This is a genomic window from Micromonospora sp. NPDC007230, assembly GCF_042869115.1.
GTDB lineage: Bacteria > Actinomycetota > Actinomycetes > Mycobacteriales > Micromonosporaceae > Micromonospora.
The window spans coordinates 34,457-55,224 of the sequence record NZ_JBIAFE010000032.1 but is presented as its reverse complement, the minus strand read 5'-3'; the positions used below and the strand labels follow the sequence as shown (position 1 = coordinate 55,224).

Below are 20,768 nucleotides of genomic sequence, written 5' to 3'. Positions count from 1 at the left end.
CCCGTTCCTCACACGCCGGCGGGCTCGCGCTCGGCGAGGTGGGCGCGCAGGCCCTCGCCCTCGACGTCCACGTTCGGCAGGATCCGGTCCAGCCAGCGGGGGATCCACCAGGCGGCGGTGTCGAGCAACGACATCACCGCCGGGACGACGGCCATCCGGACCACGAACGCGTCGATCGCGACCCCGATCGCGAGCGCGAAGCCCATCGACTTGATCACGGGGTCGTCGAGGAAGACGAAGCCGCCGAACACCGAGATCATGATCAGCGCGGCGGCGGTGACCACCCGCGCGCCGTGACCCATCCCGTTGATGGTCGCCTGCCGGGCGCTGTCTCCGTGCACGAAGTCCTCCCGCATCCGGGAGACCAGGAAGACCTCGTAGTCCATGGCCAGGCCGAACAGGATGCCGATGAGCAGGATCGGCAGGAAGCTGACCAGCGGACCGGGGGTGTCCAGCCCGAGCAGGCCGGCCAGGTGGCCCTGCTGGAACACCGCGACCGTGATGCCGAAGGTGGCCGCCACGGTGAGCAGGAAGCCGAGCGCCGCCTTCACCGGCACCAGGACCGAGCGGAACACCAGCATCAGCAGCAGCACCGACAGCCCGACGACCAGCAGCAGATAGACCGGGAGCGCGGCGGAGAGCTTCTCGGACACGTCGATGCCGATCGCGGTCGCGCCGGTCAGCAGCACGTCCGCGTTCCGGATGCCGCTGACCTGGTCGCGGATGTCGTGCACCAGGGTCTCGGTGGCCTCGTCGGTCGGGCCGGTCTTCGGGATGACGCCGAGCAACGCGGTCCGGCCGGTCGGGTCGAGCTGCGGCGGGGCCACGGCCAGGACACCGCGCGTCTTCTGGACCAGCGCGGTGACCTGCGGTACGGCGGCCTGGGTGGCCTGCGGCGAGTCGGCGGTGACGACCACCGCGAGGCGCCCGGTGAAGCCGGGGCCGAAGCCCTCCTGGATCAGGTCGTTGTTGACCCGGGCCGGGGTGCCCTCGGCCGCGGTGGCGGCGTCCGGCAGGGACAGGCGCATGTGCTGGGCGGGGAGCGCGAGCAGGCCGAGGCCGATCAGGCCGACCAGGATGACCGGGAACCGCAGCTTCGTCACCCAACGCGCCCAGCGGAACCCGAAGCCCGAGCGGTTCTCGCCGGCGCTTGAGGCGACCACCTCGCGGTTGCGCAGCTTACGCGGCAGCACCTTGCGGCCGGCGAAGCCGAGCAGCGCCGGGGCCAGGGTGATCGCGACCAGGACGGCCACCGTGACCGTGCCGGCGGCGGCCAGACCCATCACGGTGAGGAACGGGATGTTCACCACCGCCAGGCCGGCGAGCGCGATGACGACGGTGGCGCCTGCGAAGACCACGGCGGAGCCGGCGGTGCCGACGGCCCGACCGACCGCCTCCTCGGGGGAGAGCCCGTCGAGCAGGTTCTGCCGGTGTCGGGAGGTGATGAACAGTGAGTAGTCGATGCCGACCGCGAGGCCGAGCATCAGCGCCAGGATAGGCGCGGTGCTGGTCAGCTCGACCGCGCCGCTGAGCGCGTACAGGCCGGCCATGCCGACGCCGACGCCGATCAGCGCGTTCAGCATGGTCATGCCGGCCGCCACCAGCGAGCCGAAGGTGACGATCAGGACGATTGCCGCGACCAGCACACCGAGCGCCTCGGTCGAGCCGACCTCCGGCTCGGCGTTGAGCACCTCACCGCCCGGGGCGATCTGCCACCCTTGCGCCTCGGCCTGCGCGCCGACCTGCTCGTACGCGGTGCGCTGGGTGTCGGTCACCTCGTCCGCCCGGCCCTCGAACTGCACCTGGATCAGCGCGTGCCGGCCGTCCGGGCTCAGTGCCTGCACCTGGTACGGGTCGACCGCGCCGACCACGCCGGGCAGGGCGGCCGCCTCCTCGGTGACCTGCTTGACCACGGCCTGCCCGTCGGGCGTGCCGAGTTGGCCGGCCTGGGGTGCCTTGACGGCGATGGTGCCGGTGGCCCCGCTGGCCGCCGGGAACCGCTCGGCGAGCAGGTCGATCGCGCGCTGCGACTCGGTGCCCGGCATGCTGAAGTTGCTCGCCGTCGAGCCCTTGAGGGTCAGCGCGGCGGCACCGAGGCCGACGAGCACGACGAGCCAGACGACGGCGACGAGTCGCCGGCGGCGCAAGGATGCCCGGCCGAGCCGGTAGAGCAGGGTCGCCATGAGGTTTCCTTGTCCTCGGGGTCGTGAACTGGGATCAGGTGGCGGGCTCGAGGGCCCGCCGGACGACGGCCAGCAGCGCGGGCCGCAGCTCCTCGTCGGGGATGGCGATGAACTCGGCGCACGTCTCCGCGATCCCGGCGAGCACGACCAGCGCGGCGATCCGCGCGGACGGGCGGTCGGACCGGCCGGCGAACGCGTCGATCAGCCGTTCGGAGATCTGCTGGACGTGCGCGAAGGCGGGCTGCTGGAGCAGGTCGGGAAACTCGCCGCGAAGCAGCGCGATCTCCCGCCGGAAGCGGACCGCGAGGTCGACGAAGCCCTCGCCGGCGACCCGCTGGGCGTCCGCGCCGGTGTGTGCGGCGATCCGCGCGTCGAGCGCCTCCAGCACCGCGATGGCGGGTGCCATCAGCTCGCTGAGCAGGGCTTCCTTGTTGGCGAAGTGGTAGAGCACGGTGGCCTTGGAACAGCCCACCTCGCGGGCGATGTCCTGCAGCGAGGTGCCCTTGTAGCCGGTGACGGCGAAGCGTCGCGCCGCCGCGGCGAGGATCTCGTCGTGGGTCTCCGGTACCGCCCGTGCCATGTCCTCCAGGATGCCTGACCGATCGGTCAGCACCTGACCGATCGGTCAGACGGATTGCGTGGTCTTCGCCACAGCCTCAGCCGACCGGAGCGCCGTGCTCCTGGTCGTACGCCGCCCGGGCCGTCGTGATCGCGGTCCGGTGCCGCTCCGCCCACGCGGTCAACGCGACCAGTGATTCGTAGAGCTCCAGGGCCATCGGGGTGGCGCTGTACTCCACCTTCGGCGGGACGGTCGGGAAGACGTGCCGGTGCAGCAGGCCGTCCCGCTCCAGGTTGCGCAGGGTCAGCGTGAGCATCCGCCGGCTGATGCCCTCGACCTGCCGCTCCAACTCGGTGAACCGGATCGGCCCCTGTGACGCGGCGATCAGGATGCCGATGCTCCACTTGCCGCCGACCCGATCCAGCGCCTCCCGGACGGTGCAGGCCCGTGCCTGCTGGGCGGTCACGGACACACAGCTGTTCCCCTGGGACACGAAAGTGCCTCCTTCCGCTCGGTCTGATGGTCACAGACGATGGCCTCGGTAACAAACCATGCACCAAGGAGGTCGTACCCGATGACGGGGACCAACCGCTGGCCGGCGCTGCTCGTGCTCTGCGCCGGCAGCCTGATCATCATCCTGGACGGCAGCATCGTCGCCGTGGCGCTCCCGGCCATCCAGGCCGACCTGGGCTTCCACGGCGCCGGGCTGGCCTGGGTGGTGAACGCCTACCTGGTCGCGTTCGGCGGCCTGCTCCTGCTGGCCGGGCGGCTCGGCGACCTGCTCGGCCGGCGCCAGGTCTTCCTGGCGGGGGTGGCCCTGTTCACCCTCGCCTCGCTGCTCTGCGCCGTGGCCGCCGGCCCGGCGATCCTGGTCGCCGCCCGCTTCGCGCAGGGCGTCGGGGGCGCGCTCACCACCGCGGTCAGCCTCGGCATGATCGTCCGGCTCTTCCCCGAGCCGGCCGAGCGGGCCCGGGCGATCGCCGTGTTCAGCTTCACCGGCGCGGCCGGCGCCTCGATCGGCCTGCTGGTCGGGGGAGTGCTCACCGACCTGGCGGGCTGGCGGTCGATCTTCCTGATCAACCTGCCGATCGGCGCGCTGATCCTGACCGCCGCCGTACGGCTGATCGCGCCGGACCCCGGCGTCGGCCTGCGGGCCGGTCTGGACCTGCTCGGCGCGGTGCTGGCCACCGCCGGCCTGATGGGCGCCGTGCTGGCCATCGTCGGTGCCGGCGAACACGGCTGGACCTCGGCGCGCACCCTCACCACCGCCGGGCTGGCCATCGCGCTCCTGGCCGGCTTCGCGGCCCGGCAGCGGATCGCCCCGACCCCGCTGCTGCCACCCCGGGTGCTGCGGGCGCCCGGCCTGGTCGCCGCCAACGCCGTGCAGTCCCTCATGGTGGCCGCGTACTTCGGCTTCCAGTTCCTGCTCGCGCTGCACCTGCAACTCGTCCTCGGGCTGGACCCGGCGACCACCGGCTTCGCCTTCCTGCCCACCCCGCTGGTGATCGCGGCGGTCTCGCTGGGCCTGGCCGGCCGGCTGGTGGCCCGGTACGGCGCCCGGACGGTGCTGGTCGGCGGGCTGGCGCTCGCCGTGGCGGGCTTCCTGCTGCTGGCCCGCCTCCCGGTGGACGCCGGTTACGCGCGGGACCTGCTCCCGGCCATGCTGGTCTTCGGCGTCGCGGGCGGGCTGACCCTGCCGGCGGTCACCACCCTCGCCATGGCCGGTGCCGCGCCCGACGACGCCGGGCTCGCCTCCGGGCTGGCCAACACCACCCAGCAGGTGGGCGGGGCGCTCGGGCTGGCCACCCTCGCCACCCTGGCCGCGGCCCGCACCGACGCGGCGCGCGCTGCCGGCGCGGACCAGGTGGCCGCCCTTGCCGCCGGCTACCGGTACGCCTTCGCCGTGGCCGCCGCGCTGGTCGCCACCGCCCTGCTGGTCGCCCTCCGCACCGCCCGGCGGCCCCGTCGCCAGGAAGCCCTCCCGACGGCCCCGGCAGGCCGGCGCTCGGCGACCTGCCCGGTCCGCCGAGCCCGGACCCTGGTGACCGAGGTGGACGCCCCGGTCAACGTGCTGGCCCGCCCCGGCGCCCCGGCCGTGGCCGAGCTGGCCGGGTTCGGCGTGGCCCGGGTCAGCTTCGGTGAGGGGCTGTACGCGACCGCCCGCGCCCGTACCGTCGAGATGCTCGCCGCGATCCGGGCGGGCGACGAGGTGTTCCCGATCGGAGAGGAGGCACGGTGACCTACCCACCGCCGCGTTACTCAGGAGACTTGGGCGAGCCGACCGCCACCTACCGCCCGGCCGACCAGCCGCCCGAGCTCGTCTACCCCAGCGGCGGCACGGCGCACTACCTGGCCAGGGGCGCGTCGACCAACGGGCAGTTCGGGCTCTACCGCTGGGAGATGGGCCCGCAGCCGAGCGGCCCGGATCCGCACTTCCACCGGTCCATCTCGGAGTCGTTCTACATCCTGTCCGGAACGGTCCGCATCTACGACGGCCGGCGGTGGATCGACACGGTGCCCGGCGACTTCGTGCACGTCCCGGAGGGTGGCGTCCACGCGTTCCGCAACGAGTCCGGCGAGCCCGCCTCGATGCTGCTGCACTTCGCCCCCGGCGCGCCCCGGGAGGGCTACTTCGAGGGCCTGCTGGACCTGGCCGGCCGGACCGAGGAGGAGCGGACGGAGTTCTTCCTGCGACACGACACGTTCTGGGTCTGACTCCCTCGGCGGCCGTGTCGGGGTTGCCGGCACGGCTTCGGCCCGGGAAGGTGAGCGGATGGGTGCCGCTGACGAGACCCGGGACGGGGTGTCGCTGACCAATCTGGACCAGCCGCTGTTCGACGGGGCCGGGGCGACCAAGCGCGATCTGGTCGACTACCTGGACGCCGTCCACGAGCGGATCCTGCCGGAGTTGCGCGACCGGCCGCTCTCGGTCGTCCGGGTGCGGCCCGGGCAGGACCCGTTCATGCAGAAGAACCTGCCGAAGTACACCCCCGACTGGGTGCGCCGCACCTCGGTCTGGGCGGAGGCGTCCCGCCGGCGGATCTCGTACGCCCTCTGCGACGACCGGCGGACGCTGCTCTGGTTCGCCAACCAGCGGGCGGTGGAGTACCACCCGACACTGGGCCTGGCGGGTCGGCCGGAGCACCCCACCCAACTGGTGCTCGACCTCGACCCGCCCCCGGGCGACTCGTTCGGCATGGCGGTCCGGGCCGCGCTGCTGGTCCGGCAGGCGCTGACCGACGTCGGGCTGGCCGGCGCGGTGAAGACCAGCGGCGCCAAGGGCGTGCACGTGATCGTGCCGGTGGCCGCCGAGACCACGGCCGAGGAGGCGGCCGCCGCGACCCGGGCCGTCGCCGCCCGCGCCGAACGCCTCGACCCGGCGCTGGCCACCACCGCGTTCATCGTCGAGGACCGGGGCGGCCGGGTGTTCGTCGACTCGACCCGGGCGTACGGGGCGACGGTGGTGGCGGCGTACAGCCCCCGGGTGCGGCCGGGCACGCCGGTGTCGTACCCGGTCGGCTGGGACGACCTGGAGTCGGCGACGCCCGCCGACTTCACCGTGCGGACCGTGCCGGCGCTGGTCGCCGAGCGGGACCCGTGGGCGGCGGCGCTGCCGGCCCCGCAGCGGCTCCCGGCCGACCTGGTCGCCGAGGGGCGGACCATCCCGGTGGCCCGGGTGCAGGCCATGCACGAGGGCAAGCGCCGCGCGAAGGCCCGCCGCGAGGCCGGCTGACCGGTCCGGGTGCGGCTCCCGTGGTGCCCGCCGGACAGATGAAGAAGCCCGGACCAACGGCCCGGGCTTCTTGTGTCTGTGCCCCGGCAGGAACCGTCGACCATGGGAACGGCTCACATGGGACGACGGGTCTGTCGTCATCACTGCGGTCTGGCTGCTCAGTCCTTGACGCGCGCGTTGCGGGCCTGCTGTTAGGTGAACCGGTCTCCACTGCCCGGATCGGGCGCCTCTTTCCGGCCGACATCGGGGCCGGGGTGCCGCCTGCTCATAACACGTGCGCTTTGTTGTCACGTGCTTTCAGCGCCGATTCAGACCCGCGCCACCGCGTACCGCCAGGCTTCCGGCGTCAAACCATGAAGCCCGCAAGGGAAGGAGCATCGGATGAGGCCTTTGGCGTACCGCGTGGCGGTACTTGGGGCGATCGGCGGGATAGCGCTGGCTACCACGGCCGCAGCTACGCCCGTCGTAGCCGGGGAGTCGACGCCGATCAAGGGCGAATGCGTGATCGAGCACGTGGATGAGCGAGGTCAGGTCACCGAAACCGCAAGCGCCCAGGAGGGCGATGAGTACGGCCAATTCCGTTGCGCTGACGGGCAATGGAAACTTGTCCGGAACCCGTTCGACCGGGACGACGCCGTCACGAGTCTCGAGATCCAGATTGATCCGGCCGGCAACGTTTCCCCGGGCCGGTTGGCGGGTTCGGCCCTCGGCATGGGCATGACGCTGGGCGATATGGCGCGCCTCGTTCAGGCCCTCACCGGCGATCAGGAGGTGGTGGTCGATCGCGCGATCGTGGCGGTCGACGACGGCAGGCAGCGGACACCCGAAGAGGTGCAGGCACTCCTGGCGGGCAAGGACACCACCGGCGTGCGGGTGCTGGGGGAGTTCGACCGGCTTGACCCGAAAATGACCACAAGGGACATCATTGACGTAACCGAGGGCGCGGATCCGGAGACAACCGTCGTCTATTTCAGCATCTGGGGAGCGATCAAGGACGCGCTCAACTGGGTGGTGAAAAAGCTTCGCGCCGCTGGCGATTGGCTCGCGGAGCACTGCCACCTGGAGCCATCCCCGACCGGTGGTGGTGCCGACCTGGTCTGCGAGTTCTAGTCATGAATCAACTCGCTAAGCGCGTCGCAGTCGTTGCCGCCCTTACGGTTGCCAGTCTCACGGTGGCGGCCGTCCCATCGGGTGCTGTCGGTGATGGTACGAGGCTGACAATCGAAGACCAGCGCGGCGCCCCTGGGCAAGTGCTGCGGGAGATCGAGCGGCTGGCCGGGCAGCCACTGGGCGACCTGGACAAGGTCGTCGCGGTGGACACCGGTGAAAGGCTCCTCACCGTCGATCAGCTTGAGGCCCTTGTCGCAGGGGAGGAAATCGAGGGCGTACAGGTGCTGGGTAGCATGTCCGGCCGCCCGGAGATGCTTGACACCACGCTGGCCGACCTCGCCGACGGCGCGTTCGACGGCCGCGACGGTGGTGGCGCCACCTCCACCGTGCTGTTCGCGACCTCCGTCCCGGAGAGCCGCGAGTGGTGCCTGACCATGTGCATTGCCAGCGGCAAGTCCGTGCACGAGTGCATCCTGGCGAGGTTGGGCGGGGACGGATGGCTGACTCTGGAGATGGCCGGCACGACCACGTTGGGCGGCATGAAGTCGGCCATCGAGAAGGCGGGCCAGATGTCGTTGCTCACCTTGGAAAGAGTGGACACCTACGTCGGCGAGGAGGAGCCTTCGGACCAGGATCTCAAGGATCTCGCGGCGGGCCGGGAAGTCGGCTCGCTGCGCTGGGCCGCTACTGTCGAAGGGCCCAGCCCCGACTGGGAACTCGATGATGTCGCCGAGAAGTCGGGAGTCGGCTACGGGAAGACCAAGGTGACCATCACCGGCTTCGAGTGGCCCTTGCTTGGCCAAATCTGGATCGTCTGTGTCTCCAAGGACGGCGGGAAGCACTACAAGTGCGTCTCGAAGGTGTTTGGTGGGCACTGGGACTAGGCACCCAAGGAGCGCTCCCTGGCCAGGGAGCCCTCCTTGCGTTTCAGCGCCGATTCAGCGCGGGGTGCCAAGGTGTGCCTGACGAAACGGACCTCACGAAGGAGGAGTTCACGGTGAAGCTGATCAGGTTGCTGGCCGCGCTGGCGATGGTGTTCGCCGGGCTAGCGGCCCCCGCGACGGCGCATGCAACCGAACCTGCGCCTGGCGGGACACCGAACCCCGAGACCTTAAGGTACATCTGCGCCTTGTTCGTGGGCGAGTACCACGAAATCGACCCGCTCACCTATGCCTGCCAGGTCGGCGAGGAGGAGATCCTCTGCGCGGTGGTAGGCGAGGAACCTCCCAAGGACCCCGGCGAGAAAGAAGCCGAGGAACCCCCGGCCGTGCGATGCGGGTACGAGGTGAGCGCGCGTATGTGGCCGCCGCCGCTGAAAGGCCGATGCGACATGGCGGGCGGCACGTGGAACCAGGACCCGAAAGCCATCATCGGCGCCTGCGAAATCAAGGACATCCGCGTTATCGTGCTGTGCCCGGACAAACCGTGGCCCTCGGAGTCGACCGTGTGCGCTATCGGCTCCGATCAGCCGATGTCTCGAGTTTTGCGCGCACCTCAGCTGCGTCCGGATGCCTGAGCAGTTCGAGGATGTCCAAAGACTGTTTCCAGGCCACCTGGGCGGCACCGTTATCGCCGGTGGCGTGATAGGTGTCGCCCAGGTGTTTGAGCGTGTCGGCTTCGTAGTACCGGTCGTCGAGCCCCCGGAAGAGTTCCAGCGCCCGCTGGAAGTATTCGATGGCAAGGTCGAAATTGCCTAGATGATGGTAGATATAGCCGAGGCTGTCCGACGTCCCGGCTTGGAACGTGAGGTCGCCCAGTTCGCGCATCCGGGCCAGGGCCAGCTCGCACCTGGGGCGGGCGCGGGCGAAGTCGCCCCGCAGCGCATACGCCCAGCCTAAGGAGTTGAGTGCCCGCGCGGCCATCATCGGTTGCCCGGCAAGACGATACAGCCGCAGCGCCTGCCGCGCGTGGCCGACCGCCTGCTCGTACTCGCGCTGCCGGTTGGACAGCCACCCCATCTGGTACTGAACCCTCGCCTGGTCGCCGAGGTCACCGAGCGAGGCATACAGGTCGAACGCCTGCGCGAGTTGGCTTTGCGCCGCGTCATAGCGCGCCATCCGGGCATACGTGGTCGCCAGGTAGAAGTGGGCGTTGGCCTGTGCGGCCTGCGCGCCAAGGCATTTCGCGCTCTCGGTCGCCGCCTGCTGGTTGGCCACCTGGTCGCCCCAGTGGCCACACCGGTCGAGGTGGTCCAGGGCCGCCCAGGCAAGCCGCCACACGTACTCGTGGAATCCAAGCGCAGCAGCGCGTTTGACCAAACCGAGCAGTACGGCGCGTTCGGCGTTGAACCACGAAGCGGCATCTTCCCGGCCGCTCAAGCACTCCGGTGTCGCATCCGGTCTCGGCGGCGGCACGACCGGCGGCTCGCGATGCGGGTTGAGCAGCAGGGCGGCCGACATCGCGGTGTGCAGGTAGTGATCGAGCAGGCGGGGAAAGCCGTCCTCATCGCGCCCGAGATCCGCAGCGTATGTCCAAAGCAGATCATGCAGGCCGTAGCGGCCGAGTTTGGGCTGTGTCAACAGATTCGCCCGGACCAGCTCGGCCAGCTTCTGCTGGACGTCGGCCGCTGACATGGCAGTCAGGCTGGCGGCGGCCTCCGCGGTGAAGTCGGGACCTGGATGCTGCCCTAGGAGGCGGAAGACCCTTGCGGCATCGGGGCTCAGCGCGTGATAGGACCATGAAAAGATAGAACGGATGTCGGTGCCGGAGTCCAGGTTTTGCAGGGCTTTGAGGGTACCGAATGATTGCCGGAGCTCTGCTGCAACGCCGCGCACCGCCAGGTGTGGTCTGGTGACGCAGCTCGCGGCGGCCAGCGCCAGCGCCAGCGGCAGCCGGGCACAGCGCGTGATGATCTCCTGGATCGCTGCCTCCTCCGCGGCCACACGGTCCTTGCCGATCCGGCGCATCAACAAGTCACGCGCCTCGTCGTCGGTGAGCGGCTCCAGGATGATCGGCTGCGCACCCTCCACCGTGACCAGGGTGGTGAGCTGGTAGCGGCTGGTGACCACGACCGCGCAGCCGGGTGTTCCCGGCAGCAGCGGCCGCACCTGTTCGGCCTCGCGCGCGTTGTCGAGAACTACCAGAACCCTTTTGTCGGCAAGGACACTGCGATAGAGGGCGGCAAGCGCATCCATATCTGCCGGGATTTTCTCGAGGGGTACCCCGAAAGCGTCCAGGAACGCACGAAGGACCGTTGCGGGATCGGTGACCGAGCCACCCCGGTCGAAGCCGCGCAGATCCGCGTACAGCTGACCGTCCGGGAACCGTTGGCGCGCAAGATGTGCCCAGTGCACCGCGAGGGTCGTCTTGCCGACACCCGCCGTGCCCGACACGATCGCGATACACATGTTCTCCTGGCGCCGCGCCATCACCTCGTCGAGCCGTTTCAGCTCGTGGCGCCGTGCCGCGAAAGCCGCTGTGGCCAAAGGCAATTGCGCCGGTGCGCGAACCGTGGGCGCGACGGTCAGCGGCTGGCTCGGCGCGCCCAGAGTGCTGTCCTGGCGCAGGATCGAGGCCTCCAGGTCGCGCAGGCCCTGCCCCGGATCGATTCCCAGCTCTTCTGCGAGCGTGCGCCTCAACCGCTGGTATCGCGCGAGCGACTCGGCCTGCTGTCCGGCGCGGTAGAGCGCAAGCATCAGCTGGCGGTGCAGGTCTTCGTCAAACGGGCGCGCGGTCACCAACTGCTCCAGTTCCGGCACCAGTTGGGCATGCTCGCCCAGCGCCAGCCGCGCGTCGATGAGTGCGCGGATCGCCTCGAACTGGGTCTGGCCCAGCCGCTGCGCCTGCTCGCCCAGCCAGCGCAGCTCGGCTACGTCGGCGAGCGGCTGCCCGCGCCACAGCGCAAGCGCGGCACGCAGATGTGTGACCGCCTCCCGCGGGCTGGGTGCCTGCCTGCCTTGGCAGATCAGCCTTTCCGCCTCCTCGACGTCGGTGGACATGCCGGCAGTCCGCAACAGGTAGCCGGGCGACTTGGCGACGATCGCGTCCTTGGAGCCGAGCAGCTCCCGCAGGTAGGAGATGTTGCGCTGCAACGTGTTTGTCGCGGTGGTCGGTGGTTGCTCGTCCCAGACGACATCGATGAGCTGGTCGATGCTGACGGTCCGGCCGGGGTTGAGGCCGAGGACAGCGAGCACCGCGCGGCGGCGCAGCCCAGGCACCGCCGTGACCAGGCCGTCGGCGGAAGCAACCTCGATCGGACCGAGAAGCCTCACCTGCATCATGGTCACAGTTTGCCTACCTCCACCTAGCCATACAGCACGCCTGGTCGAAATCAGACAGTGAGCCTTCCGAGCAAACATGTCGTGACGCACGGTGAGCAGTGAAGCCCCTGTATGAAGTAGGTCTCCGTCAAGAGATCAACTTCACGACAGGGGCTTCGCGTGACTGTCAGTGTCACATATCGCGCCGCGTTCGACGTACGCACCGGCCGAGAGAGGTCGGCCACAAGCCTGATCGGGCCGGTTCGCGCCACCCGGTGACGCTGGTTGAAAAGAAACAGGGAACCCATTTCAGTGCCGCTTCAGCCCTGCGCCAACCGCGGCTGCCACAGTCTCCAGCGCCAACGCACTGGAACATCCCCATGGGAGGAATCATGGCGCAACGGACGATCAGCAGGGCCCTGGCCGTGGGCGTGATCGCGAGCGCGATTATGTCGGCCGCCGGTCCGGCACGCGCACAGGACGACCGGCCGGCCGAACCCAAAAAGGGCTGTGTAATCGAGTACGTCGACGACAACGGCAAAACAATCGGCAAGAAGACCGTGCCGCACGGCACCAAGCTCGGAGGAGGAGTGTTCACCTGCAACGACGGTTTGTGGGAATTCTTCTGGATCCCGTTCGAGGCCGTCGTTTCCGGGACCGCCGACACCGTCGTCGTCGACGTGAAGGAACAGGTCAAGGATGTCATCGGGGTCCAGGTGGACACCCGCGAGGGCCGGATCCAGGTGCGGGAGATGCTCAGCGTCGTCGAGCGGCTGTACGGGCAGGCAGTCCGCGAGCCCGGCGGCGCGGTCGTGATGGACACCTCCGGCCGCGAGGAGGAACTTACCGCCGACGAACTCACGGCGCTGTTCGACGGCCGTGAGGTGCCCGGAGTCCGAGTCCTCGCCACCGCGCAGCCCGGCCTCGAGACCACGCTTGGTGAACTGGGCGAACTCGGTGGGGGCAGCGACGACGGCACTGGCGTGATGGCGCGCAAGGTCGCCATCCGGCTCTGGGGCACCAAATACTGGTTCGTCGGCACCATCACCTGCAAGAAGCTGCCCAACGGCGACCAGAACTGCGAAATCAGGGGCAAAATCGTCACGCGCTGATCCGGGTGCCGCTTGTTCGCGGTGACACGGACGGGTCACCGCGAACAAGCGGACTCAGTTGGCTGCCTACGCCAGGCCGGCCGGATGCTATGGGCCGGCGCCGTCCGGCCAGGCCGATTACACGACCAGGCCACGTTCGAGACCGAAGGCATCGACAACCGGCTCGACAACTTCCCCGGTGTAGGCATTGGGCAGACCGGGGCTATCGCGGGCTGGCCCGCGACCATCTCGGTCAAGTGATCACCAAGCTCAACCTGCTGCCCGACACCGCCGACGCCGACGTTCCAGACCTCGTCGTCACGCGCTGGCACGGCGGCCGCGGCGCCCTGCCGAAACACTCATCGCTGTGGCAACACTGGTCTCCGACCTGACCGCCACACGATGATCGACCAGCGACGGCGGTGAGGCCGACCCGCCCCACCGCCAATTACGCATCAGGTCGTGACTTCGTCCGTGCCCGTGCCCGTGCCGCGGTGATCGGCTCGTTCTCGTGCCAGACGTACAGGTCAAAGCTCACCGCGACACCCTACGTCCGCCACCCCGTAGATTGCGCTTACGCCGTTCCCGCACGGTGCCAGTGAAAGCCGAACCTGCGCATCGACATCGGTCAGGATCTGCTACGCGTTGCCCTGGTTAGGGCGAGCTCGATCGAAGAGCGCGTTTCGAGCAAGCTACGACAAAATCGAACGAAAGTGCCCCCGGCAGGATTCGAACCTGCGCCCCCGCCTCCGGAGGGCGGTGCTCTATCCCCTGAGCTACGGGGGCTCAGTGACTCAAGAAGAATAGCAAACCCCCTCCCGGATCACCCAATCGGCATCCCGAGTCCGCCTGCCCCGCCGTTGCTGCTGATCATGAGATTGGCGGCGGCCGTGGAGATCAACTTTGCCGTCAATCTCATGATCAGCGGGAATGGTGGCCGGGAGCGGTGGTGAGGTCAGGCGGCGGCCAGGGGGCGGCCGCAGCTGGGGAGCGGGTGCAGGACGATGCGGCGCGGCAGGCGGCGCGGCCACTCGTTGCGGGGCCACGAGCCGTCGACGATCAGGTGCACGGTGCGCTCCTCGGCGCCGCTGAGCCGCAGCACGAAGTCGCGCGGGAGCGGCGGGTCGACCGACGGTGTGGTGATCATGAAGCGGACCCGGCCCCGGGAGGAGACCGCGGAGATCACGTCGGCCGCCGGCATGGTGCCGCGCAGGCGCACCCGGCCGATCCAGTAGACCTCTGCGGCGTGCTCCTGGGCGGCCCCGGTGATCGCCGGGTACTCGCTGCGCACCCAGCGTTCGACCGCGCCCACGCAGAGCCCGCAGGCCCGCTCCCGGGGCTCCCGCGGACCCAACCCCCAGGCCCGCAGGTACGCCCCGACCGTGCCGGGGTCCATCGCCAGGTCGAACCGGCGCTGGATGAGGGTGGTCAGGCTCTGTCGCGTCCAGAGCTCCTCGTCCAGGCCGAACCCGTCGGGGTGGACGCCCCGCAGCACGTCGATCAGTTCGAGTTCCTGTTCGCGGCTGAGCGTTCCCGACTCGCCCGGCCGCTGTCCGCGACGGACGGCTGCCACCGCCCCGTCACCGCCGATGGTGTGGCGTCGGCACCAACTGGTCACCGACCTGCCTGCGTCTCTGAGTGCAACCCCCACGTCTTGCGCAACGAGCCCGAATCGCAACTGGTCACGATATGTGGGGAGAAAAGTCTCCAAGGAGCACTATGGGTTGAACTCCATCAAAAAGTTATAAACGGGCATAACGGGCTGGTAGGGAGGCGGGTACGCGGAAGGGCCCGCGTCGCGAACGACGCGGGCCCTTCCCGAGCAGGCGTGCCGGTGGCTCAGCCACCGAGCCGCTTGAGCGCGGCCTGGATGTTGGTCAGATCCGTCTGCTGGGTGTTCTTCATGGTCTGCGCGACCGCCAGCACGTCCTCGTCGTGCCCCTGGTCGAGGATCCCCTGGATCATGTGGATCCCGCCCAGGTGGTGCTGCCGCATCATGGTGAGGAAGAGCAGGTCGAACTCGCGGCCCTTGGCGGCCCGCAGCTTCGCCATCTCCTCCGGCGTGGCCATGCCCGGCATCAGGCCGTTCTTGACCAGACCGGCGCCGTCCGGCATCCAGGCCATCGGCGGCTGGCCGCCGGTCGGGTCCAGGTGCCACGAGCGCAGCCAGGTCTGCATGGTGCCGATCTCGCCCTGCTGGCCGGTGGCGATGTCGACGCCGAGCTGCCGTACCTCCGGGTCCTGGCCCTGCTGGAAGGCCAGCAGCCCCATCGCCACCGCCTGCGCGTGGTGGGTGGTCATGTCCCGGGCGAAGCCCGCCTCGGCGGAGTTGTCACCCGGACGGGTCAAGGTCGGGGTGAGCAGGCCGCCCGCGTACCCGAGCAGGAGACCGACCACGACGGCGGCGGCCAGCGCCAGGACGCCGAAACGACGCGCGGCCCCCCGGGCACCGTCATCGGTGACCGGGGCCTCGTCGAGGTCGGCGTCCGTCGTCACGGCGGCGGTCATCGCGGCGTCCTCACTGGGTCGGCTGCTCGGGCATCTGGTTGTTCAGGTTGTCCCGGGGCGTGGTGCCGGTGGCGGTGACGCCCTGGTCGCAGAGCGCGGTCGGCCCCTCGATGGAGGCGTTGACCTTCAGCGTCTTGATGAACTCGTCGATCCGGCTGTCGTCGGCGTTGTCGACCTTGAGCTGGAAGCCCCAGGCCTGCAGCGAGATCGGCTTGTCCAGCCCCTCGAACGGGCTGAGCATCAGCTTCTCCTTGCCCTCGACCTTGGCCTTGAGCTTGGCCACCTGGTCGGCCGGCAGGTCCGGGCGGTAGGTGATCCAGACCGTGCCGTGCTCCAGGCTGTGCACCGCGTGCTCGTTGGCGATCGGGGCGTCGTAGACGTCGCCCATGCAGTTCTGCCAGGCCTGGTTGTGCGGGCCGGCGACCGGCGGAAGGATGTCGTACTTGATCGGGCCCGGCTGGTGGTTGCCGCCCTTGACCAGGTCCGGGTCCTTCTTGCGGTAGTCGACGACGCCCTTGATGGCGTCGGCCCGCTTCTGCCAGGGCTGGGAGCCCTGGAAGGCGGCGTAGGCGCCGTAGCCGATGATGCCGGCGGCGAGCACGCCGACCGCGACGAAGAGGGCGATCGGGCCCCAGGACCGACCCTGGCTGACCTTCACCGGGGCGACCGGCTTGCGGCCCTTGCCGCCCGCGGCCGGCCGCGGGTTGCCCTTGCCGGTCCCGGCCTTGCCGCCGGCGGGCTTGTCGGCAGCGGCCGGCCGGCCGGCGGCCGGCTTCTTGCCGGTGCTGACCACGGTCGGACGGCGCTCCGGGCCGCCCGGGGTGCTGATGCTCATCGTGCCTCGTCAGGTCGGTCGGTCAGGGAGCCCGGCGGGTCGGTTCACATGCTGGTCGCCGCCGCGGTGCCCGAGTCTACCCCCGATAACATGGTTCGGTGACTCCCGCAGAACTCGCCGACGTAGTCCTTGCCGCAGCCCGCGCCGTCTTCGAGGACCGGGGCCTGGACGGCTCCGCGCTGCCCGCGCAGACCACCGTCGAGCGACCCCGAAACCCCGAGCACGGCGACTACGCCTCGACGCTGGCGCTGCAGCTCAGCAAGAAGGTCGGCGTACCCCCGCGGGAGCTGGCCGCCGCCCTGGCCGAGCAGCTCGGTCGGGCGCCGGGGATCAAGTCGGTGGAGATCGCCGGCCCGGGCTTCCTGAACATCCGGCTCGACTCGGCCGCCGCCGGCCAGCTGGCCAAGGTCATCGTCGAGGCCGGCCCGGAGTACGGCCGCAGCGAGACCCTCGCCGGCCAGAAGATCAACCTGGAGTTCGTCTCGGCGAACCCGACCGGCCCGGTGCACATCGGCGGGGTCCGCTGGGCGGCCGTCGGCGACGCGCTGAGCCGGCTGCTCCGCGCCACCGGCGCCGACGTCGGCACCGAGTACTACTTCAACGACGCCGGCTCCCAGATCGACCGGTTCGCCCGCTCGCTGCTCGCCGCCGCCAAGGGCGAGCCGACGCCGGAGGACGGCTACGGCGGCGCGTACCTCGCCGAGATCGCGGACGAGGTGTGCCGGCGCCGGCCGGAGGTCCGGGAGTTGGACGACGCCGCCGCCCAGGAGGTGTTCCGGGTCGAGGGCGTCCAGCTGATGTTCGAGGAGATCAAGGCGTCGCTGCGCGACTTCGGCGTCGAGTTCGACACCTACTTCAACGAGAAGGACCTGCACGACCGGGGCGAGCTGGACAAGGCGCTGGCCCGGCTGCGCGAGCAGGGGCACGTCTACGAGGCCGAGGGCGCCACCTGGCTGCGCACCACCGACTTCGGTGACGACAAGGACCGGGTGCTGCGCAAGTCCAACGGCGAGTGGACCTACTTCGCCGCCGACTGCGCCTACTACCTGGACAAGCGGGAGCGCGGCTTCGAGCGCGTGGTGATCATGCTGGGCGCCGACCACCACGGCTACATCGGCCGGATGAAGGCCATGGCCGCCTGTTTCGGCGACGACCCGGACCGCAACCTCGAGATCCTCATCGGCCAGCTGGTCAACCTGGTCCGCGACGGGCAGCCGGTGCGGATGAGCAAGCGGGCCGGCACCGTGGTCACCCTGGAGGACCTGGTCGACGCGATCGGCGTGGACGCCGCCCGGTACGCGCTGGCCCGCTACTCGGCCGACTCGCCCATCGACATCGACGTGGAGCTGTGGACCCGGGCCAAGAACGACAACCCGGTCTACTACGTGCAGTACGTGGGTGCGCGGACCGCCGGCATCTCGCGGCAGGCCGCCGAGGCGGGGCTGACCCGGGGCGCGGCGGCGGACTTCCGCCCCGAGCTGCTCAGCCACGAGAAGGAGCACGAGCTGCTCAAGGCCCTCGCCGGGTTCCCGGCCGTGGTGGCCACCGCCGCGGAGCTGCGCCAGCCGCACCGGCTCGCGCACTACCTGGAGCGCGAGGTGGCCCCGGCGTTCCACCGGTTCTACGACCAGTGCCGGGTCACCCCGCAGGGCGACGAGGAGATCACCGACACCCACCGGGCCCGGCTCTGGCTCAACGACGCCACCCGCGTGGTCATCGCCAACGGCCTGCGGCTGCTCGGCGTCACCGCCCCGGAAAGGATGTAGTCCCATGCGCGCGCACGAGGCCGGTGCCCTGCACGGCGACATCGGCAACCGCGGGCCGGCCTGGCTGCGTACCCCGGTCGACGTCAACGCCCTGGTGCCGCAGCTGTGGCCGCGCCACGTGACGCGCGGGGCGGGCGGCGCGCTGGAGGTCGCCGGCCTGGACGTCCGCGACCTGGCCGCCGAGTTCGGCACCGCGGTGTATGTGCTGGACGAGGACGACCTGCGCTCGCGCTGCCGCGAGTTCCGGGACGCCTTCCCGGACGCCGACGTCTACTACGCCGGCAAGGCCTTCCTCTGCCGAGCGGTGGTCCGCATGATCGCCGAGGAGGGCCTCTTCCTCGACGTCTGCACCGGCGGCGAGCTGGCCACCGCGCTGTCGGCGGGGATGCCGGCGGAGCGGATCGGCTTCCACGGCAACAACAAGTCGGTGGCCGAGCTGACCCGGGCGGTGGACGCCGGGGTGGGCCGGATCATCGTGGACTCGTTCGCCGAGATCGACCGGCTCACCGCGCTCGCCCGCGAGCGTGGGGTACGCCCCAAGGTGCTGGTCCGGGTCACCGTCGGCGTGGAGGCGCACACCCACGAGTTCATCGCCACCGCGCACGAGGACCAGAAGTTCGGCTTCTCGCTAGCCGGCGGGGCGGCTGCGGCGGCCGCCTTCAAGATCCTCGACGAGGGCGTGCTGGAGCTGCGCGGGCTGCACTCGCACATCGGGTCGCAGATCTTCGACGCCAGCGGCTTCGAGGTCTCCGCCCGGCGGGTGCTCGGCCTGCAGGCGCAGATCCGCGACGCCCGCGGGGTGGAGCTGCCCGAGCTGGACCTGGGCGGCGGGTTCGGCATCGCGTACACCACGCAGGACGACCCGGCCGCGCCGAGCGACCTGGCCAAGCGGCTGCGCAAGATCGTCGACGCCGAGTGCTTCGCCGAGAAGTTGCGGGTGCCGCACCTGTCCATCGAGCCGGGCCGGGCCATCGTCGGTCCCGCCGTGTTCACCCTCTACGAGGTCGGCACGGTCAAGGACGTGGATGGCATCCGGACATACGTGAGCGTGGACGGCGGCATGAGCGACAACATCCGCACCGCGCTCTACGACGCGTCCTACTCGGCGACGGTGGCGAACCGGGCCTCGGCGGCGGAACCGCTGCTCGCCCGCGTGGTGGGAAAGCATTGTGAGTCCGGGGACATCGTGGTGAAGGATGAATTCCTGCCCGCTGACGTGCAGCCCGGAGATCTTGTCGCAGTGCCCGGCACCGGGGCGTACTGCCGGAGCATGGCCAGCAACTACAACCATGTCCCGCGGCCCCCGGTCGTCGCCGTGCGCGACGGTCGGGCCCGGCTGATCGTCCGCCGGGAGACCGAAGCGGACCTGCTCGCATTGGATGTCGGATGACCTCACCCGTTCGCTTGGCGCTGCTCGGCTGCGGCACGGTCGGCAGCGACGTGGTGCGGCTGCTGCACGAGCAGTCGGCCGACCTCGCCGCCCGGATCGGTGCCCCGCTGGAGATCGCCGGCATCGCCGTACGCCGGCTCGGCCGGGACCGGGGTGACCTGCCGGTCGACCCCGCCCTGTTCACCACCGACCCGCTCGGGCTGATCAAGCGGGACGACGTGGACGTCGTGGTGGAGGTCGTCGGCGGCATCGAGCCGGCCCGGAGCTGGCTCGTCGAGGCGCTGCGCGCGGGCAAGAGCGTGGTCACGGCCAACAAGGCGCTGCTCGCCGAGGACGGCGCGGCGCTGCACGACGCCGCCGCCGAGGGCGGCGCCGACCTCTACTACGAGGCGAGCGTCGCCGGGGCCATCCCGCTGCTGCGCCCGCTGCGCGAGTCGCTGCACGGGGACCGGATCAACCGGGTCACCGGCATCGTCAACGGCACCACCAACTTCATCCTCTCCGCCATGGACGCCACCGGCGCCGGTTTCGCCGAGGCGCTGGAGGAGGCCACCGAGCTGGGGTACGCGGAGGCGGACCCGACGGCCGACGTGGAGGGCTTCGACGCCGCCGCCAAGGCCGCCATCCTCGCCTCCCTGGCGTTCCACACCCGGGTCACCGCGGCCGACGTGCACCGGGAGGGCATCACCGAGGTGACCGCCGCCGACGTGGCCAGCGCCAAGGCGATGGGCTGCACCATCAAGCTGCTCTGCATCGCCGCCCGGGGCTCCGACGCGCAGGGCCGCGAGACGGTCAGTGTCCGGGTGCACCCGGCGATGATCCCGCTGACCCACCCCCTGGCCAGCGTCGGCGACGCGTTCAACGCGGTCTTCGTCGAGGCGGAGGCGGCCGGGCAGCTGATGTTCTACGGCCGGGGCGCCGGCGGCGCGCCGACCGCCAGCGCCGTGCTCGGCGACGTGGTGGCGGTGGCCCGCAACCGCCTCGCCGGGGTGCACGCGCCCAGCGAGTCGGCGTACGCGGACCTGTCGGTGCGGCCGATGGGGGAGGCGCTCACCCGCTACCACATCAGCCTCGACGTGACCGACCGGCCGGGTGTGCTGGCGGCGGTGGCCGGGGTGTTCGCCCGGCACGAGGTCTCCATCGCCACCGTCCGGCAGGGCCCGGCCGGTGGCGGCGCGGCCGGCGGGGGCGCGGACGCCGAGTTGGTCATCGTCACCCACGTCGCGCCGGACGCCGCGCTCGCGGCCACCGTCCGGGAGCTGCGTGGGCTGGCGATCGTCCGCTCGGTGACCAGCGTGCTCCGGGTCGAGGGTGGGGCGTAGCGTCCCGTCCCGCCTGATGGTTAACCCCAGGTGTGCCGACGGCCGGTCGGGGAGGCTGGTTCACGCTGGTAG

Annotated in this window: 18 protein-coding genes and 1 tRNA gene; 11 read left to right on the top strand and 8 right to left on the bottom strand. The window is 70.6% G+C overall.

The genetic code is table 11. The features are described 5' to 3' along the window. Positions 1–8: 8 nt before the first annotated feature. From ACFYML_RS32205 to ACFYML_RS32195, 3 genes are all read right to left on the bottom strand, one after another. The gene (locus tag ACFYML_RS32205; protein ID WP_387424212.1) at positions 9–2,183 is read right to left on the bottom strand and encodes an MMPL family transporter; all 2,175 of its coding nucleotides are present in this window, start codon (positions 2,181–2,183) and stop codon (positions 9–11) included. Positions 2,184–2,217: 34 nt separating this feature from the next. Then, positions 2,218–2,763, bottom strand: a complete 546-nt coding sequence (locus tag ACFYML_RS32200; RefSeq protein WP_387278715.1) for a TetR/AcrR family transcriptional regulator — start codon at positions 2,761–2,763, stop codon at positions 2,218–2,220. A 76-nt stretch (positions 2,764–2,839) separates the two neighbouring features. After that, positions 2,840–3,235, bottom strand: a complete 396-nt coding sequence (locus tag ACFYML_RS32195) for a winged helix-turn-helix transcriptional regulator (protein ID WP_387424211.1) — start codon at positions 3,233–3,235, stop codon at positions 2,840–2,842. Between the two features lie 81 nt (positions 3,236–3,316). Between ACFYML_RS32195 and ACFYML_RS32190 the strand changes: the two genes are divergently transcribed. The 6 genes from ACFYML_RS32190 to ACFYML_RS32165 all read left to right on the top strand — a co-directional run bounded on the left by ACFYML_RS32190 (position 3,317) and on the right by ACFYML_RS32165 (position 9,101). Continuing rightward, positions 3,317–4,981 carry an MFS transporter gene (locus tag ACFYML_RS32190; protein ID WP_387424210.1) on the top strand — a complete coding sequence of 555 codons (1,665 nt, stop codon included), beginning with the start codon at positions 3,317–3,319 and terminating at the stop codon, positions 4,979–4,981. After that, the gene (locus tag ACFYML_RS32185) at positions 4,978–5,457 is read left to right on the top strand and encodes a cupin domain-containing protein (protein WP_387424209.1); all 480 of its coding nucleotides are present in this window, start codon (positions 4,978–4,980) and stop codon (positions 5,455–5,457) included. Before ACFYML_RS32190 ends, ACFYML_RS32185 begins: the two co-directional genes overlap by 4 nt. 58 nt (positions 5,458–5,515) lie before the next feature. After that, entirely contained in the window at positions 5,516–6,475 is a 960-nt protein-coding gene (gene ligD, locus ACFYML_RS32180; protein WP_073834662.1) for a non-homologous end-joining DNA ligase, read from the top strand. A 381-nt stretch (positions 6,476–6,856) separates the two neighbouring features. Then, positions 6,857–7,585: a hypothetical protein gene (locus tag ACFYML_RS32175; protein WP_387424208.1), complete on the top strand. Its 729-nt coding sequence runs from the start codon at positions 6,857–6,859 to the stop codon at positions 7,583–7,585. A gap of 140 nt (positions 7,586–7,725) precedes the next feature. Further along, positions 7,726–8,469: a hypothetical protein gene (locus ACFYML_RS32170; protein WP_387424207.1), complete on the top strand. Its 744-nt coding sequence runs from the start codon at positions 7,726–7,728 to the stop codon at positions 8,467–8,469. Positions 8,470–8,582: 113 nt separating this feature from the next. Next, positions 8,583–9,101: a hypothetical protein gene (locus ACFYML_RS32165; RefSeq protein ID WP_387424206.1), complete on the top strand. Its 519-nt coding sequence runs from the start codon at positions 8,583–8,585 to the stop codon at positions 9,099–9,101. On the opposite strand, the gene ACFYML_RS32160 is transcribed toward ACFYML_RS32165, so the two are convergent. Beyond that, positions 9,037–11,805 carry a BTAD domain-containing putative transcriptional regulator gene (locus tag ACFYML_RS32160; protein ID WP_387424227.1) on the bottom strand — a complete coding sequence of 923 codons (2,769 nt, stop codon included), beginning with the start codon at positions 11,803–11,805 and terminating at the stop codon, positions 9,037–9,039. The genes ACFYML_RS32165 and ACFYML_RS32160 overlap by 65 nt on opposite strands. 371 nt (positions 11,806–12,176) lie before the next feature. Here ACFYML_RS32160 and ACFYML_RS32155 point away from each other — a divergent pair, with 371 nt between their 5' ends. Both ACFYML_RS32155 and ACFYML_RS32150 read left to right on the top strand, forming a co-directional pair. Beyond that, a complete protein-coding gene (locus ACFYML_RS32155; RefSeq protein ID WP_387424205.1) occupies positions 12,177–12,896 on the top strand; it encodes a hypothetical protein in 720 nt (239 codons plus the stop codon). Positions 12,897–13,132: 236 nt separating this feature from the next. Beyond that, positions 13,133–13,267, top strand: coding sequence for a hypothetical protein (locus ACFYML_RS32150; protein ID WP_387424204.1), 135 nt, complete (start codon positions 13,133–13,135; stop codon positions 13,265–13,267). Positions 13,268–13,589: 322 nt separating this feature from the next. Here the strand turns inward: ACFYML_RS32150 and ACFYML_RS32145 are convergent. From ACFYML_RS32145 to ACFYML_RS32130, 4 genes are all read right to left on the bottom strand, one after another. Then, positions 13,590–13,661: transfer RNA gene (locus tag ACFYML_RS32145), tRNA-Arg, on the bottom strand. A gap of 169 nt (positions 13,662–13,830) precedes the next feature. Then, positions 13,831–14,526: a winged helix-turn-helix domain-containing protein gene (locus tag ACFYML_RS32140; RefSeq protein WP_387424226.1), complete on the bottom strand. Its 696-nt coding sequence runs from the start codon at positions 14,524–14,526 to the stop codon at positions 13,831–13,833. Between the two features lie 188 nt (positions 14,527–14,714). After that, complete coding sequence (locus tag ACFYML_RS32135; RefSeq protein WP_387424203.1) at positions 14,715–15,383, bottom strand: DUF305 domain-containing protein; 669 nt, start codon at positions 15,381–15,383, stop codon at positions 14,715–14,717. A gap of 10 nt (positions 15,384–15,393) precedes the next feature. Beyond that, positions 15,394–16,218: a DUF3105 domain-containing protein gene (locus ACFYML_RS32130; RefSeq protein ID WP_387424202.1), complete on the bottom strand. Its 825-nt coding sequence runs from the start codon at positions 16,216–16,218 to the stop codon at positions 15,394–15,396. Positions 16,219–16,316: 98 nt separating this feature from the next. Here ACFYML_RS32130 and argS point away from each other — a divergent pair, with 98 nt between their 5' ends. From argS to ACFYML_RS32115, 3 genes are read left to right on the top strand one after another with little or no spacing between them, the layout of a single operon-like run. Next, positions 16,317–17,984, top strand: coding sequence for an arginine--tRNA ligase (gene argS, locus ACFYML_RS32125; RefSeq protein WP_387424201.1), 1,668 nt, complete (start codon positions 16,317–16,319; stop codon positions 17,982–17,984). Between the two features lie 4 nt (positions 17,985–17,988). After that, the gene (gene lysA / locus ACFYML_RS32120; RefSeq protein ID WP_387424200.1) at positions 17,989–19,374 is read left to right on the top strand and encodes a diaminopimelate decarboxylase; all 1,386 of its coding nucleotides are present in this window, start codon (positions 17,989–17,991) and stop codon (positions 19,372–19,374) included. After that, positions 19,371–20,696 (top strand): homoserine dehydrogenase, encoded by a 1,326-nt coding sequence (locus tag ACFYML_RS32115; RefSeq protein WP_387424199.1) that lies wholly within the window; start codon positions 19,371–19,373, stop codon positions 20,694–20,696. The genes lysA and ACFYML_RS32115 overlap by 4 nt, the downstream gene beginning before the upstream one ends. Positions 20,697–20,768: the final 72 nt, after the last annotated feature.